This window comes from Novosphingobium sp. PhB165, assembly GCF_004341845.1.
Taxonomy (GTDB): domain Bacteria; phylum Pseudomonadota; class Alphaproteobacteria; order Sphingomonadales; family Sphingomonadaceae; genus Novosphingobium.
The window spans coordinates 123,777-138,477 of the sequence record NZ_SLVB01000003.1 but is presented as its reverse complement, the minus strand read 5'-3'; the positions used below and the strand labels follow the sequence as shown (position 1 = coordinate 138,477).

General features: G+C 64.7%; 13 protein-coding genes and 1 other RNA gene. 10 read left to right on the top strand and 4 right to left on the bottom strand.

Annotated features, from left to right (window positions below; all coding sequences use genetic code 11):
* Positions 1–9: 9 nt before the first annotated feature.
* From EDF56_RS09205 to rnpB, 3 genes are all read left to right on the top strand, one after another.
* On the top strand, positions 10–666 hold the full coding sequence (locus EDF56_RS09205) for a histidine phosphotransferase family protein (RefSeq protein WP_132387429.1): 657 nt from the start codon (positions 10–12) through the stop codon (positions 664–666).
* A gap of 49 nt (positions 667–715) precedes the next feature.
* Positions 716–1,420 (top strand): N-acetylmuramoyl-L-alanine amidase, encoded by a 705-nt coding sequence (locus EDF56_RS09200; RefSeq protein ID WP_132386598.1) that lies wholly within the window; start codon positions 716–718, stop codon positions 1,418–1,420.
* A 9-nt stretch (positions 1,421–1,429) separates the two neighbouring features.
* Positions 1,430–1,871: RNase P RNA component class A (gene rnpB / locus EDF56_RS09195), an RNA gene on the top strand.
* A 42-nt stretch (positions 1,872–1,913) separates the two neighbouring features.
* Here rnpB and EDF56_RS09190 read toward each other — a convergent pair.
* Positions 1,914–2,708, bottom strand: a complete 795-nt coding sequence (locus tag EDF56_RS09190) for a metallophosphoesterase (protein ID WP_132386596.1) — start codon at positions 2,706–2,708, stop codon at positions 1,914–1,916.
* Positions 2,709–2,945: 237 nt separating this feature from the next.
* Between EDF56_RS09190 and EDF56_RS09185 the strand changes: the two genes are divergently transcribed.
* Together EDF56_RS09185 and EDF56_RS09180 are read left to right on the top strand one after the other, a co-directional pair.
* Positions 2,946–3,722, top strand: a complete 777-nt coding sequence (locus tag EDF56_RS09185) for a TorF family putative porin (protein WP_132386594.1) — start codon at positions 2,946–2,948, stop codon at positions 3,720–3,722.
* A gap of 194 nt (positions 3,723–3,916) precedes the next feature.
* Complete coding sequence (locus tag EDF56_RS09180; protein ID WP_132386592.1) at positions 3,917–4,345, top strand: VOC family protein; 429 nt, start codon at positions 3,917–3,919, stop codon at positions 4,343–4,345.
* A gap of 34 nt (positions 4,346–4,379) precedes the next feature.
* On the opposite strand, the gene nhaA is transcribed toward EDF56_RS09180, so the two are convergent.
* A complete protein-coding gene (gene nhaA, locus EDF56_RS09175; protein ID WP_132386590.1) occupies positions 4,380–5,588 on the bottom strand; it encodes a Na+/H+ antiporter NhaA in 1,209 nt (402 codons plus the stop codon).
* A gap of 101 nt (positions 5,589–5,689) precedes the next feature.
* Here nhaA and EDF56_RS09170 point away from each other — a divergent pair, with 101 nt between their 5' ends.
* The 5 genes from EDF56_RS09170 (at position 5,690) to EDF56_RS09150 (ending at position 11,984) form a co-directional block, all read left to right on the top strand.
* Entirely contained in the window at positions 5,690–7,189 is a 1,500-nt protein-coding gene (locus EDF56_RS09170) for a glycosyl transferase family protein (RefSeq protein WP_279389706.1), read from the top strand.
* Between the two features lie 527 nt (positions 7,190–7,716).
* The gene (locus EDF56_RS26350; RefSeq protein WP_243652509.1) at positions 7,717–8,400 is read left to right on the top strand and encodes a hypothetical protein; all 684 of its coding nucleotides are present in this window, start codon (positions 7,717–7,719) and stop codon (positions 8,398–8,400) included.
* 47 nt (positions 8,401–8,447) lie between these two features.
* The gene (locus EDF56_RS09160; protein WP_132386584.1) at positions 8,448–9,362 is read left to right on the top strand and encodes a sulfite exporter TauE/SafE family protein; all 915 of its coding nucleotides are present in this window, start codon (positions 8,448–8,450) and stop codon (positions 9,360–9,362) included.
* Between the two features lie 41 nt (positions 9,363–9,403).
* A complete protein-coding gene (locus EDF56_RS09155) occupies positions 9,404–10,123 on the top strand; it encodes a TIGR02186 family protein (protein ID WP_132387427.1) in 720 nt (239 codons plus the stop codon).
* Between the two features lie 118 nt (positions 10,124–10,241).
* The gene (locus tag EDF56_RS09150; protein ID WP_243652508.1) at positions 10,242–11,984 is read left to right on the top strand and encodes a DUF87 domain-containing protein; all 1,743 of its coding nucleotides are present in this window, start codon (positions 10,242–10,244) and stop codon (positions 11,982–11,984) included.
* A 35-nt stretch (positions 11,985–12,019) separates the two neighbouring features.
* Here EDF56_RS09150 and EDF56_RS09145 read toward each other — a convergent pair whose 3' ends face one another.
* A complete protein-coding gene (locus tag EDF56_RS09145; protein WP_132386582.1) occupies positions 12,020–13,450 on the bottom strand; it encodes an MATE family efflux transporter in 1,431 nt (476 codons plus the stop codon).
* Positions 13,451–13,458: 8 nt separating this feature from the next.
* A complete protein-coding gene (locus tag EDF56_RS09140) occupies positions 13,459–14,205 on the bottom strand; it encodes a 7-carboxy-7-deazaguanine synthase QueE (RefSeq protein WP_132386580.1) in 747 nt (248 codons plus the stop codon).
* Between the last annotated feature and the right edge of the window lie 496 nt (positions 14,206–14,701).

Genomic DNA, 14,701 nt, shown 5'->3' with positions numbered 1-14,701 from the left:
CCTTTCACGATGACCACGAGCGCGATCGAACTTGCCAGCCTTCTCTGTTCGCGCCTGTGCCACGACATGTTGAGCCCGGTGGGGGCGCTATCGAACGGTCTTGAGCTGCTCTCGGACGAGAAGGATCCGGAGATGCGCCAGCGCTGCTTCGAACTTCTCGACCAGAGCGCGCGGATCTCGGCGGACAAGCTGAAGTTCTTCCGCCTCGCCTTTGGCGCGGCGGGCGGTTTCGGAGACATGGTGCCGGTGAGCGAGGCGCGCGCGCTGGTCGATGCGCTGATCGCGAACAATGCGCGGATCGTGGTCAACTGGTCGCTCGGCAGCGATATCCTGCCCAAGCCGGCGATCAAGACGCTGCTCAATTTCGCGCTGATCGGGATCGAGGCGCTGCCGCGCGGCGGCACGCTGGATATCGCCGCCGAACTGCGTCCGGACCAGCTTACCAGCGGCACCAGCGAGATCGTGGTCCGCGCGGCGGGCCCGCGCATTGCGTTCGATCGCGACGTCGGCCGGGCACTGGAAGGTACGCTGCCCGAAGGCGACCTGTCGAGCCGCACCGCACCCGCGGCCATGATCCAGCAGCTCGCGCAAAGCCTCGGCGGCCGCCTGCAATATGCTTTGGGGGATGACGCGCTGGTACTTGGCGCGGTATTGCCCGGGGTCTGACGGCAAGGCCAGAGTGCGCGAGACCGGATAGCAGGGAAAGGGAAGGGCGATGAATCGGTGGCTGGTCAACCGCGTCGTCGAATCGCCCAACCGGAATGCGCGCAAGCTGCCGGTGTCGATGGTGGTGCTCCACTATACCGGCATGAAAACCGCCGAAGAGGCGCTCGCGCGGATGTGCGATCCCGAGGCCGAAGTCTCGGCGCATTACATGATCGACGAGGAGGGCCTGGTCACCTCGCTCGTGCCCGAGGACAAGCGGGCCTGGCATGCGGGCCGGTCCTACTGGCGCGGCGTGACCGACGTGAATTCGGCCTCGATCGGCATCGAACTGGTCAATCCCGGACACGAATGGGGTTACCGGCCGTTTCCCGAGGCGCAGATGGATGCGCTGCTGCCGCTGCTGGCCGACATCATGGATCGCCACGACATCCCGCGCGCGAACGTCGTCGGCCATTCGGACATTGCCCCCGCGCGCAAGGAAGATCCGGGCGAATATTTCGACTGGGAGCGACTGGGTCAGCTTGGACTCGCGCTGGAAATTCCGGCCGCGAAGATGAACCTGTTCTACGACAATCCCGGCGCTTTTTACCTTGCGCTCGAACGCTTCGGCTATGACATCGCCGATGGCCGCGCGGCGGTGCGGGCGTTCCAGCGCCGCTGGCGGCCCGACATGATCGATGGCGAGATCGATGGCGAAATAGGCGGAATCCTGTTCGAACTGCTGTTGGAGCGAGACACCGGCCGTGCTAGGTGACCGCTCGCACCGGGGAGCCGGGCAGCCGCGGGCATCTTCGGATGCGCGAGGAAAGTCCGGGCTCCACGAAACAAGGGTGGCGGGTAATGCCCGCCGGGCGAGTCGGGTTTTCAGGCCCGGCGAAGCCTAGGGAAAGTGCCACAGAGAGCAGACCGCCTCGCCTCGTCAGGGTTCGCCCTGAAAGGCAGGTAAGGGTGAAAGGGTGCGGCAAGAGCGCACCGCGCTTCCGGTAACGGAAAGCGGCAAGGTAAACCCCACCCGGAGCAAGACCGAATAGGGGCTGCGCGCTGTCTTGAACGGCGGGTTTGTTTCAGACCCAGGCAGCCCGGGTTGGTCGCTTGAGCGGCGTAGCAATGCGTCGCCTAGAGGAATGGCTGCCGCCGCGGCGTAAGGTCCCTCGATTGGGAGACCACGCCAGGCACAGAACCCGGCTTACAGGCTCCCCGGTGCATTAGATGAAATGTGTTCCCCACCCCGCCTTGGGGCCGGGGCTTCACGCGGCGATCTGGATCGAAATGCCGCCGCCTTCGTCGCGCGCTTGGATGAACCAGCGGTTTTCGCCCTCAAGGCCGATCGCGGTCAGCGTGCCGTGGATATAGGCGCCGGTATCGATGCCGATGCGGTTGGCACGGATTTCCGGGGCTTCCGTGATCGTGTGACCGTGCACCACCACGGCGCCGAAATCACCGTCATGCGTGAGGAACGGCTCGCGAATCCAGCGGCAATCATGGCCAAGCTGGTGGTCCAGCGGCGTGTCGGGGCGGACCCCGGCATGGACGAAGAGGTAGTCACCGATGCGCACCATCTTCTCGAAGCTGTCGAGGAAATCGAAATCGTCCTGCGGAATGGCGTCCAGCATGGCCAGCTGAAGTTCCTCCATCCCCGCTTCCATCACGAAATCGGGGTCGACTCCGTAAGAGATGATCGTCTCGCGGCCGCCGAACTTGAGGAAACTGCGGAACGCCTCAAGCTTGCGGGCGGCGACCAGCAGCATTTCCTCGTGATTGCCCTGGATGAATTCAACGCGGCGTTCGCGCGACCAGCGGCGAGCGCGGTCGATCACGCCGGCGCTGGCGGGGCCCCGGTCGATCAGGTCGCCCAGCAGGATGACATCGCTGACCGCCTCGCCCCGTGCCGCGTCGTCACGTTCGATCGCGGCGATGAGCCCTTCGAAGAGATCGAGCCTGCCGTGAATGTCTCCAACGGCATAGACGCGCTGGCCCGGCGGGAGCTTCGGTGTCCTTTGCTTGGCGGGACGGGCAACGAGATTTCTGATTTTGGCAAACATCCGGTGTCGAGGTGTACGCCGCGATCACCGCCACGGCAAGCGCGGGGCGTGCTGCATGTGCGAGTGGCAAAAAGTCCACACTTCGTTTCCTGATTGTTGCTTAAACGAAATTTTACTTGTGCACGACCTTGGTGCGATGCAGCATTATTGTGCTGTCGCAAGTTGCGCCCAAAACGAGGCGTGCGGTGAAAGTGCAGGCGGGAACAAGCACCAAAAAGAATTTGTGAGGGAATGAACATGCTTATGTCCGTCCGTGGCGCCATCGCCGCGACTCTCCTTGCGGGCTCCGCGCTCGCTGCAACGCCCGCCTTTGCTGACGAAGCTGCGCCCCCCAAGGACTTCACCGTCACCGGCAACGTTGCGCTCACCACCGACTACCGCTTCCGCGGCGTATCGCTTTCGAACGGCGATCCGGCCATCCAGGGCGGCATCACCGTTTCGCACAAGAGCGGCGTCTATGTCAGCACCTGGTCGTCCTCGATCCATGGCGGCGACGTCTATGGCGATCAGGAACTCGACCTCATCGCGGGCTGGACGGGCAATGTGGGCGGTGGCCTGACGCTTGACGGCGGCATCCTCTATTACGTCTATCCGAGCGGCCACGTGGGCGACGCGAACTACTGGGAGCCTTACGCTTCGGTGTCTTACGCGGTCGGTCCGGCCAAGCTGAAGGCTGGCCTTGCCTATGCCTGGAAGCAGAAGGGCCTGCTCGATAACGACGGCTTCCACTCGGACAACCTGTACCTCTACGGCAACATCGACTTCGCGGTTCCGAAGACTCCGGTCACCATCTCGGGCCATCTGGGTTATACCGACGGCGTCCTGTCGCCCTGCTACTATTGCGCCGGTACGCGGTCGTTCAACGACAAGACCGGTATGGACTTCTCGATCGGCGCTTCGATGACCGTGTACGGCCCGCTTTCGGTGGGCGTCAGCTACATCGGCGTCAGCGGCGTTTCGATCGACGGCTATACCGACGATACCGTGGTTGGCACGCTGACCGCTTCGTTCTGACCTGACGGCAGGTGAAACCCATTTCGCGGGAAGACCCGCCCGGAGCATTCCGGGCGGGTTTTTCGTGCCCAACGGCGCCGTTTGCTGCCGTGACGTAAGAACGAGGTGGAGCGGCAGGCGCGGTCTGGTCTATCGTGTGCGCTGCGCAGACGCCGTAATGGCGCGCCGCACTCTCCCTCCGCTAAGGACTACCCGTGACCAAGTATCTTCACACCATGATCCGCGTGACCGATCCCGAGTCGACGATCGCCTTCTTCGAACTCATCGGCCTGAAGGAAACCCGCCGCTTTTCGAGCGAGCAGGGGCGTTTCACGCTGATCTATCTCGCCGTTCCGGGCGAAGAGTCCGAAGTCGAGCTGACGTACAACTGGCCTGCTGAGGACGGTTCTTTCGAGGAATATAGCGGCGGCCGCAATTTCGGCCATCTCGCCTTCCAGGTCGATGATATCTACGCCACCTGCCAGACGCTGGCCGATGCCGGCGTGACCATCAACCGCCCGCCGCGCGACGGACACATGGCCTTCGTGCGGACGCCCGATGGCATCTCCGTGGAACTGCTCCAGGACGGCCGCCTCGAACCCGCTGAGCCTTGGGCCTCGATGCCGAACGTCGGTTCCTGGTAATAGCTCGGAGGCGGGGCGAGGAGCGGCAGCGGCGTCAGGCCGCGACCGGCTTCGAGTCCCGCCGCAGCGGCTTTGCCAGTCGCAGGATCGCATAGCCCAGCAGCGATGAGAGCAGCGATCCCGCCAGCACGCCCAGCTTCGCCTCCTCCACCAGTTCCGGGGATTGCGGGAAGGCGAGGGCGCCGATGAACAGGCTCATCGTGAAGCCGATTCCGCACAATACGGCCATGCCCCAAAGCTGAACCCAGCTTGCGCCTTCCGGACGCGGCGCGAAACCGAATCGGTCGGACAGCACGATGGCCGCGAAGATGCCGATCTGCTTGCCAAGGAACAGCCCCAGCGCCACGCCCAGCGGCACTGGGCTGAGAAGCCCCGAAAACCCGATTCCCGCCAGTGCCACGCCGGCATTGGCAAAGCCGAACAGGGGAACGATCACGAAGCTGTTCCACGGCGCCAGCGCGTGCTCCAGCCGCAGCAGCATCGACTTGCCACGCAGCGGTCGCAGCGGGATCGTGAAGGCCAGCAGGACGCCCGCAACGGTGGCGTGAATCCCCGAATTCAGCACGCAGAACCACAGGGCCAGTCCCAATAGCAGATATACCGCGACGTAAGGCACCCGCAGCCGTCCGCAGGCGAGCAGTGCCACCAGCACCGCCACTGCCGCGATCACCCAGCCGGGGTCGATCCGCGCGGTGTAGAACAGGGCGATGACCGCCACGGCGCCCAGATCGTCGACGATGGCCACGGTTAGCAGGAACAGGCGCAGCGCGGCCGGCACGCGCCGCCCCAGCAGTGCCAGCACGCCCACGGCGAAAGCGATGTCGGTCGCGGCCGGGATTGCCCATCCGCGCTGCGCGGGCAGCGAGATCCCGGCGGTGGCGAGATAGATCAGCGCGGGCGTGGCCATGCCCGCGAACGCAGCCAGCACCGGCAGGCGGCGCCGGGCCGGGTTCGAGAGTTCTCCGTCAAGAACCTCACGCTTGATCTCCAGCCCGACGACGAAGAAGAACACCGCCATGAGCGCGTCGTTGATCCACGCGTGCAGTGTGTCGAGTCTCGCCACCGGGCTCCAGGCGAGCGGGTGATGAAACAGCGCATGGTAACCATGACCAAGCGCGGAATTGGCCGTCAAAAGCGCCAATACGGCCACAAGGATCAGCAAAATTCCCGCAGTTGCGTCACCTCTTATTAACTTTGTGAAACGGAACGCCAATTCATTGGCCAAATTTCGGTCCGAACTCATAAGTCCTGTTTCGGGCAGACGTGACGGGGATGCAAGCCGGCAAACCTGCCCTAGGCGCCGAGATCACAGGGGGTGATGAGCCGGCGCCGATGGGGGGCACCGTGGGATCAGCGTATGTGATTGGGCAGGCTGCGGTCTGTTTGCAGTATATGGAGCAGGAACTGCTGCTCTTCACCGCGTTCTGGCTTTTGCTGGGCGCCTGCGACGATCTGGCGACAGACATTGTCTGGCTGCGGCTGCAATTGGCCGGAAAGGGGCGCAGCACGCGCCTGTCTCAGGAAGCTTGCGACGCGCCGCTGATCGGCCGCGCCGCGATTTTCATAGCGTGCTGGCGCGAGGAAGCGGTGATCGGTCATACCCTGCGCCACGCTATCGAAGCATGGCCAGTGCAGGATTTTCGCCTCTACGTCGGCTGTTACGCGAACGATCCGGCCACGCTTGCGGCCGCGATGGAGGGCGCCGGGCAGGATCCGCGGATCCGGCTGGTGATCCATTCGCGGCATGGCCCGACCACCAAGGCGGATTGCCTCAACCGGCTCTACGCCGCGCTGTGCGAGGATGAGCGCCGCTGGGGGCAGCGCTTCCGCAGTGTGATCCTGCACGATTCAGAAGACATGGTGCACCCCGCCGAACTGACCGTGATCGACACTGCGCTCAAGGGCGCGGACTTCGTGCAGATACCGGTGCGCCCGGAACCCCAGCCGCGTTCGCGCTGGATTGGCGGGCACTATCTCGACGAGTTTGCCGAAGCGCACAGCAAGTCGCTGGTGATTCGCGATGCGCTTGGCGCCGCATTGCCGGCAGCAGGCGTGGGCTGCGGCTTTTCGCGTGAGATGCTGGCCCGGATCGCCGGGCATCGTCAGGCAGAAGGCAACAACGGCCCTTTCGCGGCGGAATGCTTGACCGAGGATTACGAACTGGGCGTGCTGGTCTGGCGGGCAGGGGGGAAGAGCCGCTTCATCCGCGCCCGCGACGCGCGCGGCGATCTGGTCGCGACGCGCGCTTACTTCCCGTCCCGTCTGGAGGATTCGATTCGCCAGAAGACGCGCTGGATCCACGGCATCGCCTTCCAGTCGTGGGACCGGCTCGGCTGGAGCCCGCTCGATGGCGGGGCGGGGCTTGCCGACGTGTGGATGTCGGTGCGCGACCGCCGGGGGCCGCTGACCGCGATCATTCTGGCGGCGAGCTATCTGCTCGTCATGGTGGAAGTGTCGCTGGCGGCTTTGCGGATCGCCGGATGGCACGCGACTCCCGAATTCTCGCCCACACTGCGGGTGATGCTGGTGGCCTGCGGGGTCAGTCTGGCATGGCGCTGTGCGCTGCGCGTGCTGTTCACGGCGCGGGAATATGGCCCGCTTGAGGGGCTATACGCATTGTTGCGCTTGCCGGTCGCCAATCTTATCTCGATTTTCGCAGGCAAGCGCGCGCTGGTCAGCTATTTGCGGACACTCGCGGGCGGCTCGGTCGTCTGGGACAAGACCCATCACGATGCCCACCCGGCGGCCATGGCCACCGTTTCGGCACCGCGCGCGGCCGTGCCGGTGAAGGCGACACAAGGCGCGTGTGAAAACATGCCCAATGCCATGCGGACGGCAGCCTGATGTCTGATCGTATGCGCGGACAGCCGGTTGTCGTTTTGCTCGCAGTGCTCTTCGCATGGACCGGAGGGCGCCTCTCCGCATGGGAATCCACACCATCGATGCCCGCATTGGTTCAACCTGCGAGAGCGGCTCCGTCGAGCCCGCGGGGCGAGACAGCTTACCACTTCGACCTTGTGAGCGGCCCCCAGACGCTGGCCGGTGGTTACGCGGAGCCCGTGCCGCAAGCGCGCAATTGGCGCGATTTCCGTCCGGCAGGAATGGCATCGCCGCAAGGGGCGGCTTTTGGGCGGGCGGTCTACCCGCCGGAACTGATCTATGGCGCCCAACCTTACCCGGCCGGCCCAGAGTACATGAGCGCGGAGCCGTCATCGCTCGCGGCGCGCGTTGAGCAACCGGCAGCCAATCCCGGTCGGGATTTTCCGTCGGCTCTGATCCGGGCCTTTGCGCGTGAACGGCTGCCCGCGGGACTTCCCTCCTTCCAGGCCCTGTCGGCGACACCTGGGGGTGGGATACCGCCCGCAGGCGCCATGGCCGGAGTGCCTCGTGGACCGAAACGCTGGTCGGTCGATTCATGGGCGCTGCTGCGCAGCAACGGCACCGGGCCGCTCGTCAATGGCACGTTGCCGGCGACTTACGGTGCCAGTCAGGCCGGAGCAGTCCTGCACTATCGTCTGGCCATGCAGTCCGCCAATCGGCCCGAAGTCTATATGCGCAGCACGGCAACGCTGGGGCAGCTCCAGCGTGAGACGGCCGCCGCGATTGGCGTTGCGGCGCGCCCCCTGCCGTCTTTCCCGGTGATTGCCGCGCTGGAAGGACGGTTGACCGAACAGGCGGGCGAGAGCCGCTTCCAGCCCGCCGCCATGGCGATCACCACGCTGCCGCCCTTCGGACTGCCCGGGCATTTGCGTGGGGAGGCCTATGCGCAGGCCGGCTATGTGGCAGGCAAGTACGCGACGCCGTTTGCCGATGGACAGCTGCGCGTGGACCATGCGCTGCTGTCGCTCGGCCGGGTGGAGAGCAGGATCGGCGGCGGGCTCTGGGGCGGGGCGCAGAACGGGGCGAGCCGCCTCGATGCCGGACCTTCCGCCACCGTCGCACTGCCGCTGGCGCGCGGAGTAAACGGCCGCGTCGGCGTCGATTGGCGCTTTCGCGTCGCGGGGGATGCCGAACCGGGCTCGGGCCCCGCGCTCACTCTTTCCGCAGGTTTCTGATTCGCCGCTTTTCTCGGCCACCGCGCTGCGGTAGCGAGATAGCTCGCATGGATGTCTATCTTCCCATCGCCAATCTCTCGGTCAACGGGCTGGTCATCGTTGGTCTGGGTGCACTGACAGGGATCCTGTCGGGGATGTTCGGCGTGGGCGGCGGCTTTCTGACGACGCCGCTGATGATCTTCTACGGCATCCCGCCGACGGTGGCCGCTGCCTCGGCGGCCAGCCAGGTGACCGGGGCCAGCGTTTCCGGCGTGTTCGCCCATGCCAAGCGCGGCGGCGTGGATTACCTGATGGGCACCGTGATGGTGGTGGGCGGCATTGTCGGCACCGGGATCGGGGCGCTGCTGTTCAACTTCCTCGCCCGGTTGGGCCAGATCGATACCGTCATCAATATCCTCTACGTGGTCATGCTCGGCTCCATCGGCAGCCTCATGGCCAACGAGAGCATTCAGGGCATCCGCGCCGAGCGTAGCGGCGTGCCGATTGCCGCGCGCAAGCGCCGCCATCACCCGATGGTCGCAAGCCTGCCGATGCGCTGGCGCTTCTATCGCTCGGGGCTCTATATTTCGCCGCTGGCGCCGCTGCTGCTAGGGATCGCCACGGGCATCCTGACCATGCTGATGGGGATCGGCGGCGGCTTCATTCTGGTCCCGGCGATGCTCTACATCCTTGGCATGAGCGCCAATGTGGTGGTCGGCACGTCGCTGTGGCAGATCCTTTTCACCACGATCGCCACGACCATGATGCACGCGATGACCACCCATGCGGTCGACCTCGTGCTGGCTTCGCTCCTGCTGATCGGATCGGTCACGGGAGCGCAGTTGGGCGCGCAATTCGCGCAGAAGGCCAGTCCGGTGAAATTGCGCCTGATCCTGGCCGTGGTCGTGCTGTTGGTGGCGGGGCGCATGGCGATCGGACTTGGCTATCGGCCGGACGAGATATTCACGGTGGCGCCGCTGTGAGGGCTGCGGCTGCCTCTGCTTTCGCCATTGTGGCGCTGCTGATGCTGGGCGGCTCTCGCGATCCCATTCTGGTGCCCGAAGTCTCGCAGCACGAGGTGGCGTTGCAGCAGGGCTTCACCGGGACCGAACTGCTGCTGTTCGGCGCCATCCTCACCCCCGAGGGATCGCGCGCCGCGCAGTATTACGACATCGTCGTCGTGCTGAAGGGGCCGACCCAGTCCATCGTCCTGCGCCAGAAGCGGAAGGTGGCCGGAATCTGGATCAATGCCGACAGCACCGAACTGCGTTCGGCACCATCCTATTACGCGATCGCCTCCACCCGCCCGATCGCCAAGATCGTCGACGACAAGACGGCGGCGATCTACGAACTCGGGCTCAAGTGGTTGCAGCTTTCGCCGATCGGCGCGATCGATCCTGACGAGCAGGCCCGCTTCGCGGGCGGACTGGTCGATCTCAACCGCCGCAACGGCCTCTACCGCGAGGATGAGGGCGGGGTGAAAGTGAGCGAGCAAGTGCTCTATCAGGCGCGCATCGGCCTGCCCTCGCGCGTGCCGACCGGCACTTATACGGCGGAGACTTTCGCCATTTCCAATGGCCGCGTGGTGGCCTCCGCCAGCAGTCAGGTGGAAGTGCGCAAGCTCGGCGTCGAGCGCGCCATCGCCGATTTCGCGGAGAATTACGGCTTCGCCTATGGCCTGCTGGCAGTCGCTGTCTCGGTGGGCATGGGCTGGCTTGCGGGCCGGCTTTTCGCGATGCGCTAAAAATGCCCCTTTGGGCATTTTTCAAACGGACTGTGAGCCTTTCGTATTAGTGCGATTTTAGCCGGAAATTAACTGCGCGGTCATAGCTCTCCAAGCGCCAAGGACTTTTGGGGGCACGATGAATCAGATGCAGATGGAAGGCTTCGATCCCACACGCGCGCCGCAGGCCGGGCAGGCGACCGCGCAGCCGGGATCGGCCGCGCCCCATCCCCAGGGCCAGCCTCAAGCAGCCCCGCAGCGGCAGGCACCGCGTCTGGACACCGGGCGCGAGCCGATCGGCGTCATCCTCGAAATTTCCGGCGCGGGCACGCGCATCGCGCTCGACATCAACCGACTTGGCGAAGTCATGAAGGACGGCGATCCTTCGGTCGCGCAGTCCGGGCAAGTGGGCAGTCAGGTCAAGATCCGCGTCGGGAACGGCTGGCTGCTCGCCAGCATCCGCAACCAGAAGAGCGACAGCAAGATCCCCGGCGGCATCGTCGCCGAGGCGGACTTTCTGGGCGAAGGCAGCGAGGAGCGCCTTACGGGGCGCATCCACGGCTTCCGCCGCGGCGTTACCTTCTATCCCTCGCCGGGCTCGCTGGTCTATCCGGCCACCACCGAGGATTTGCGTCAGATCTATGCCAGCGATGGGCGCAGCGCGATCCAGATCGGCAATGTCTATCCCACCAAGGACATCCGCGCCGGCCTTTACATCGACGCCTTGCTGGGCAAGCACTTCGCGCTGCTGGGCTCCACCGGGACCGGCAAGTCGACCAGCGCCGCGCTGATCCTTCACCGCATCTGCCAGCATGCGCCGGAGGGTCACATCATCATGATCGACCCCCACGGCGAGTACGCGTCCGCGTTTCGCAATACCGGCGTGATCCTCGACGTCTCGAACCTCCAGATGCCCTATTGGCTGATGAACTTCGAGGAACACTGCGAGACGCTGCTGACGGCGCGCGGAGACGATCGCCAGCTCGACTGCGAGATCCTGGCCAAGTGCCTGCTAGAGGCGCGCTCGCGCAACCGGCTGGCCGAACAACTGGGCAAGATCACGGTGGATTCGCCGATCCCCTACTTGCTGTCGGACTTGTCCAACATTCTCAACAACCACATGGGCAAGCTCGACAAGGGCCATTCGAGCGCGCCTTACGTGCGCATCAAGAACAAGCTCGACGAGATGAAGGGCGATCCGCGTTATCAGTTCATGTTCTCGGGCATGCTGGTGGGCGATACGATGGCGGAGTTCATCGCCAAGATCTTCCGCCTGCCGTCGCGCGGGCGGCCGATCTCGATCATCGACGTTTCGGGCGTGCCTTCGGACATCACCAGCACCGTGGTTGCCGTGCTCAGCCGCATGGTCTTCGACTATGCGATCTGGGGGCGCGAGGAGAAGACGCAGCCGATCTTGCTCGTCTGCGAGGAAGCGCACCGCTACGTGCCGAACGAGAAGAACGCCGATGGTTCCTCGGTCGGCCGCATCCTGTCGCGGATCGCCAAGGAAGGTCGAAAGTACGGCATCTCGCTGGGCCTGATCACCCAGCGCCCGTCGGACCTTGCCGAGGGCGTGCTGTCGCAGTGCGGTACGATCATCTCGATGCGGCTCAACAACGACCGCGATCAGGCCTTCGTGCGTGCGGCCATGCCCGAAGGCGCGCGGGGGTTCCTCGATTCGATCCCGGCGCTGCGCAACCGCGAGTGCATCATCTGCGGCGAGGGCGTGGCGATCCCGGTCCGCGTTTCGTTCGACGAGCTTGAGGAATACAAGCGTCCCGCCTCGGCCGACCCCTCGTTTACCGAGCTGTGGAACAGCTCCGGCGGCGAGGAGGAGGCCGTCCTGCGCACGGTCCAGCGGTGGCGCGCGCAGGGCCGATAATTGCCCTTGTCCCCTCCCAAGGGGAGGGGCGTTTCTCAAAGATCGAACGCTGCGCGCCACTTGCCCCAGCGATAGTAGCCGACGGTCATGGCCACGGTCAGCGTCGAGCCGACCGGATAGGACCACCACAGCGCCTGGCTGCCGATCAGCGGATAGGCGAGGAAGTAGAAGCCAAGGCGCCCCGGATAGAGGCCAAGGAACATGATCACCAACGGTGCGACCACCGCGCCGTAGGCGCGCATCGTGCCGGTCAGGATCATGGTGATCGACACGATCACGAACGATGCCGTGCAGATGACCTGGATGTTCTGCGCGATCGGCATCGCCGGGCTGTTGCCGCCGAGGAACAGCGCCAGCAGCGGATGATCGAACAGCACGATCAGCGCCGCCAGCACCAGCGACATCGCCAGATTGGTGACAAGGCCAATTCCCGTCACTTTGCCCACGCGCTTGTGGTCATGCGCGCCGAGCGACTGGGCAACCATCGCGCTGACCGCCGAGCCGATCGAGAAGGCGGGCATCTGCAAGTAGTTCCACAGCTGGAGCGAGGCACCGTAGGCCGCTGCCGAATGCAGCCCTTCTTTGTTGACGAGGCTGACCATGATGAGACCGGCAGAGGACACCAGCAGCATCTGCGCGCCCATCGGCAGACCCTTGAGGATCACGTACTTCAGCTCGCTGCCGCGCGGGATCAGGTAGCCCAGTTCCGCGCCGCGCAGGCGCATCGGCAGGTCCTGCCGGTAGATCCGCCAGACCTGGAAAAGCAGCCCTGCGAAATTCGCGAAGGCGGTCGAGAGCGCCGATCCGGCAATGCCCAGCGAGGGCACCGGGCCGGGGCCGATAATCAGCAGCGGGTTCAGGATCACGTCCAGCGCCACGGTCAGGATCATCGCATAGAGCGGCGTCTTCGAATCGCCCGCGCCGCGCATGCCCATCGACACCATCAGCGACAGCGAACCGAGCGGCAGCGTCACGAAGATCACGCGCAAATACGCCAGCGCCTCGATCCGGCTGGCTTCGGGCGTGCCCAGCGTATGGAGCAGGGAATCCGCCCCGAACCAGCCGCCAAGCCCGCAGATCACCGCGAGCAGGGTGCAGAAGCCCACGCCCGAACCGAACGTCCGGCGCGCCGCATCGATCTGCCGCGCGCCGAAGTGCTGGCCGACACGCACGGTGGTCGCCATGCCGAAACCGAACACCAGCGCGATCATCAGGAACATGATGATATTGGCGTTAGCGGTGGCCGCCAGCGCGCTTTCGCCCAGCAGCCGCCCGACCCAGATCGCATTGACCGATCCGTTGAGCGTCTGGAGGACGTTCGAGATCAGCATCGGGACGGAGAACAGCAGCAGCGTCTTCAGGATCGGACCTTGCGTCAGGTCGCCCTTCATTCGCGCCATCTGTGGAGGCGGAGGTGCTTCCTCGGGCTCGGTCTCGCCGGCCGGAATTGGCGATGCTTCGTTCATGTGTCCCCTTACGTGCCCCGCGTATCGCCCCAGATGTGGATGTGCAGGCGGTCTGTGAAGCGATAGCCTTCACGCATGCATAAATCCGAGAGCCAACCCGAGCGTTGCCTGATGACATCGCTGGAGCGTCCTTCGGGCATCAGGAATAGCCGCTCGCGGGGGATTGCGTAAGTATCCCTAAGGGCCTCGACTTCGGCGACATCGGCAGGCTCGGCCACCACGAACTTGAAGTAGGCGCGCGGGTCCGCCGCCCATGCCGCCAGCCGTTCGGGCACCAGCGCCAGTTCTGCCGGATTGCCGCTGTGCGCCAGCTTGGGGCTGACATTGTACTGCTGCACCCGTGCATCGAGGCTGGCATGCGGGGCGACCGATCCGTTGGTTTCGATCTCGACATGCATTCCGGGGCGGATCTCGTCGAGCGCGGCCAGCATCTTTGCCAGTTGCGCGCCCTGAAGCAGCGGCTCGCCGCCCGTGATCACCAGGCGGTCGGGCGGCAGGTCGGCCACCATGCGCGCCACGTCGGCTTCCTCGGCCATGACCTGATTGGCCTTGCGCTCGAACGCCAGATCGTCGCGGTGGAAGCGGTTATCGCCGGTGAACCGCCACGTATACGCGGTGTCGCACCACTGGCAGGCGAGGTTGCAGCGCGACAGCCGCACGAAGGTGCTCGGCCGCCCCATGCTGGGCCCTTCGCCTTGCAGCGAAGCGAACACTTCGGGTTCGCCGGGAGTGGTGGTGGCTAGGGCAAGCGTCACGGATGGTCTCGGTATAAGGTTACGGTTTTGAGGGGTGAGGTTGACACAGTTTACACGGTCCAGAGCAAAAAGTGTCACCTTGCGTCGGAGGTGTCACCTTGTGGCTGGTATCGTGGGGAAAGAGCAGGGCGTTCACGCGCGGAAAAGTGTCAGATATGCGCGGGGTAGGAAAACGAATTCGGGATGACAGCCGGGATTGGCAACAATTCCGCTTTTAACCGAATATGGAATTGACTGAACTGTCTTCGTCATTGCGAGCGTAGCGAAGCAATCCAGCGCGGCACTGCGCTGCTCTGGATTGCTTCGCTACGCTCGCAATGACGAAGGTCGGTGTGGGATAGAGCATTTCCACATGTCCGACTGATCATATTCACTCCGTCATCCCCGCGTAGGCGGGGATCCCGCTTCTTTTTAGCACGCGGAGGCGCGGAGGCACGGAGAGGTGGATTGCTGCACTGTCCCTCCGCGTCTCCGCGCCTCCGCGTGAAATGAGAAA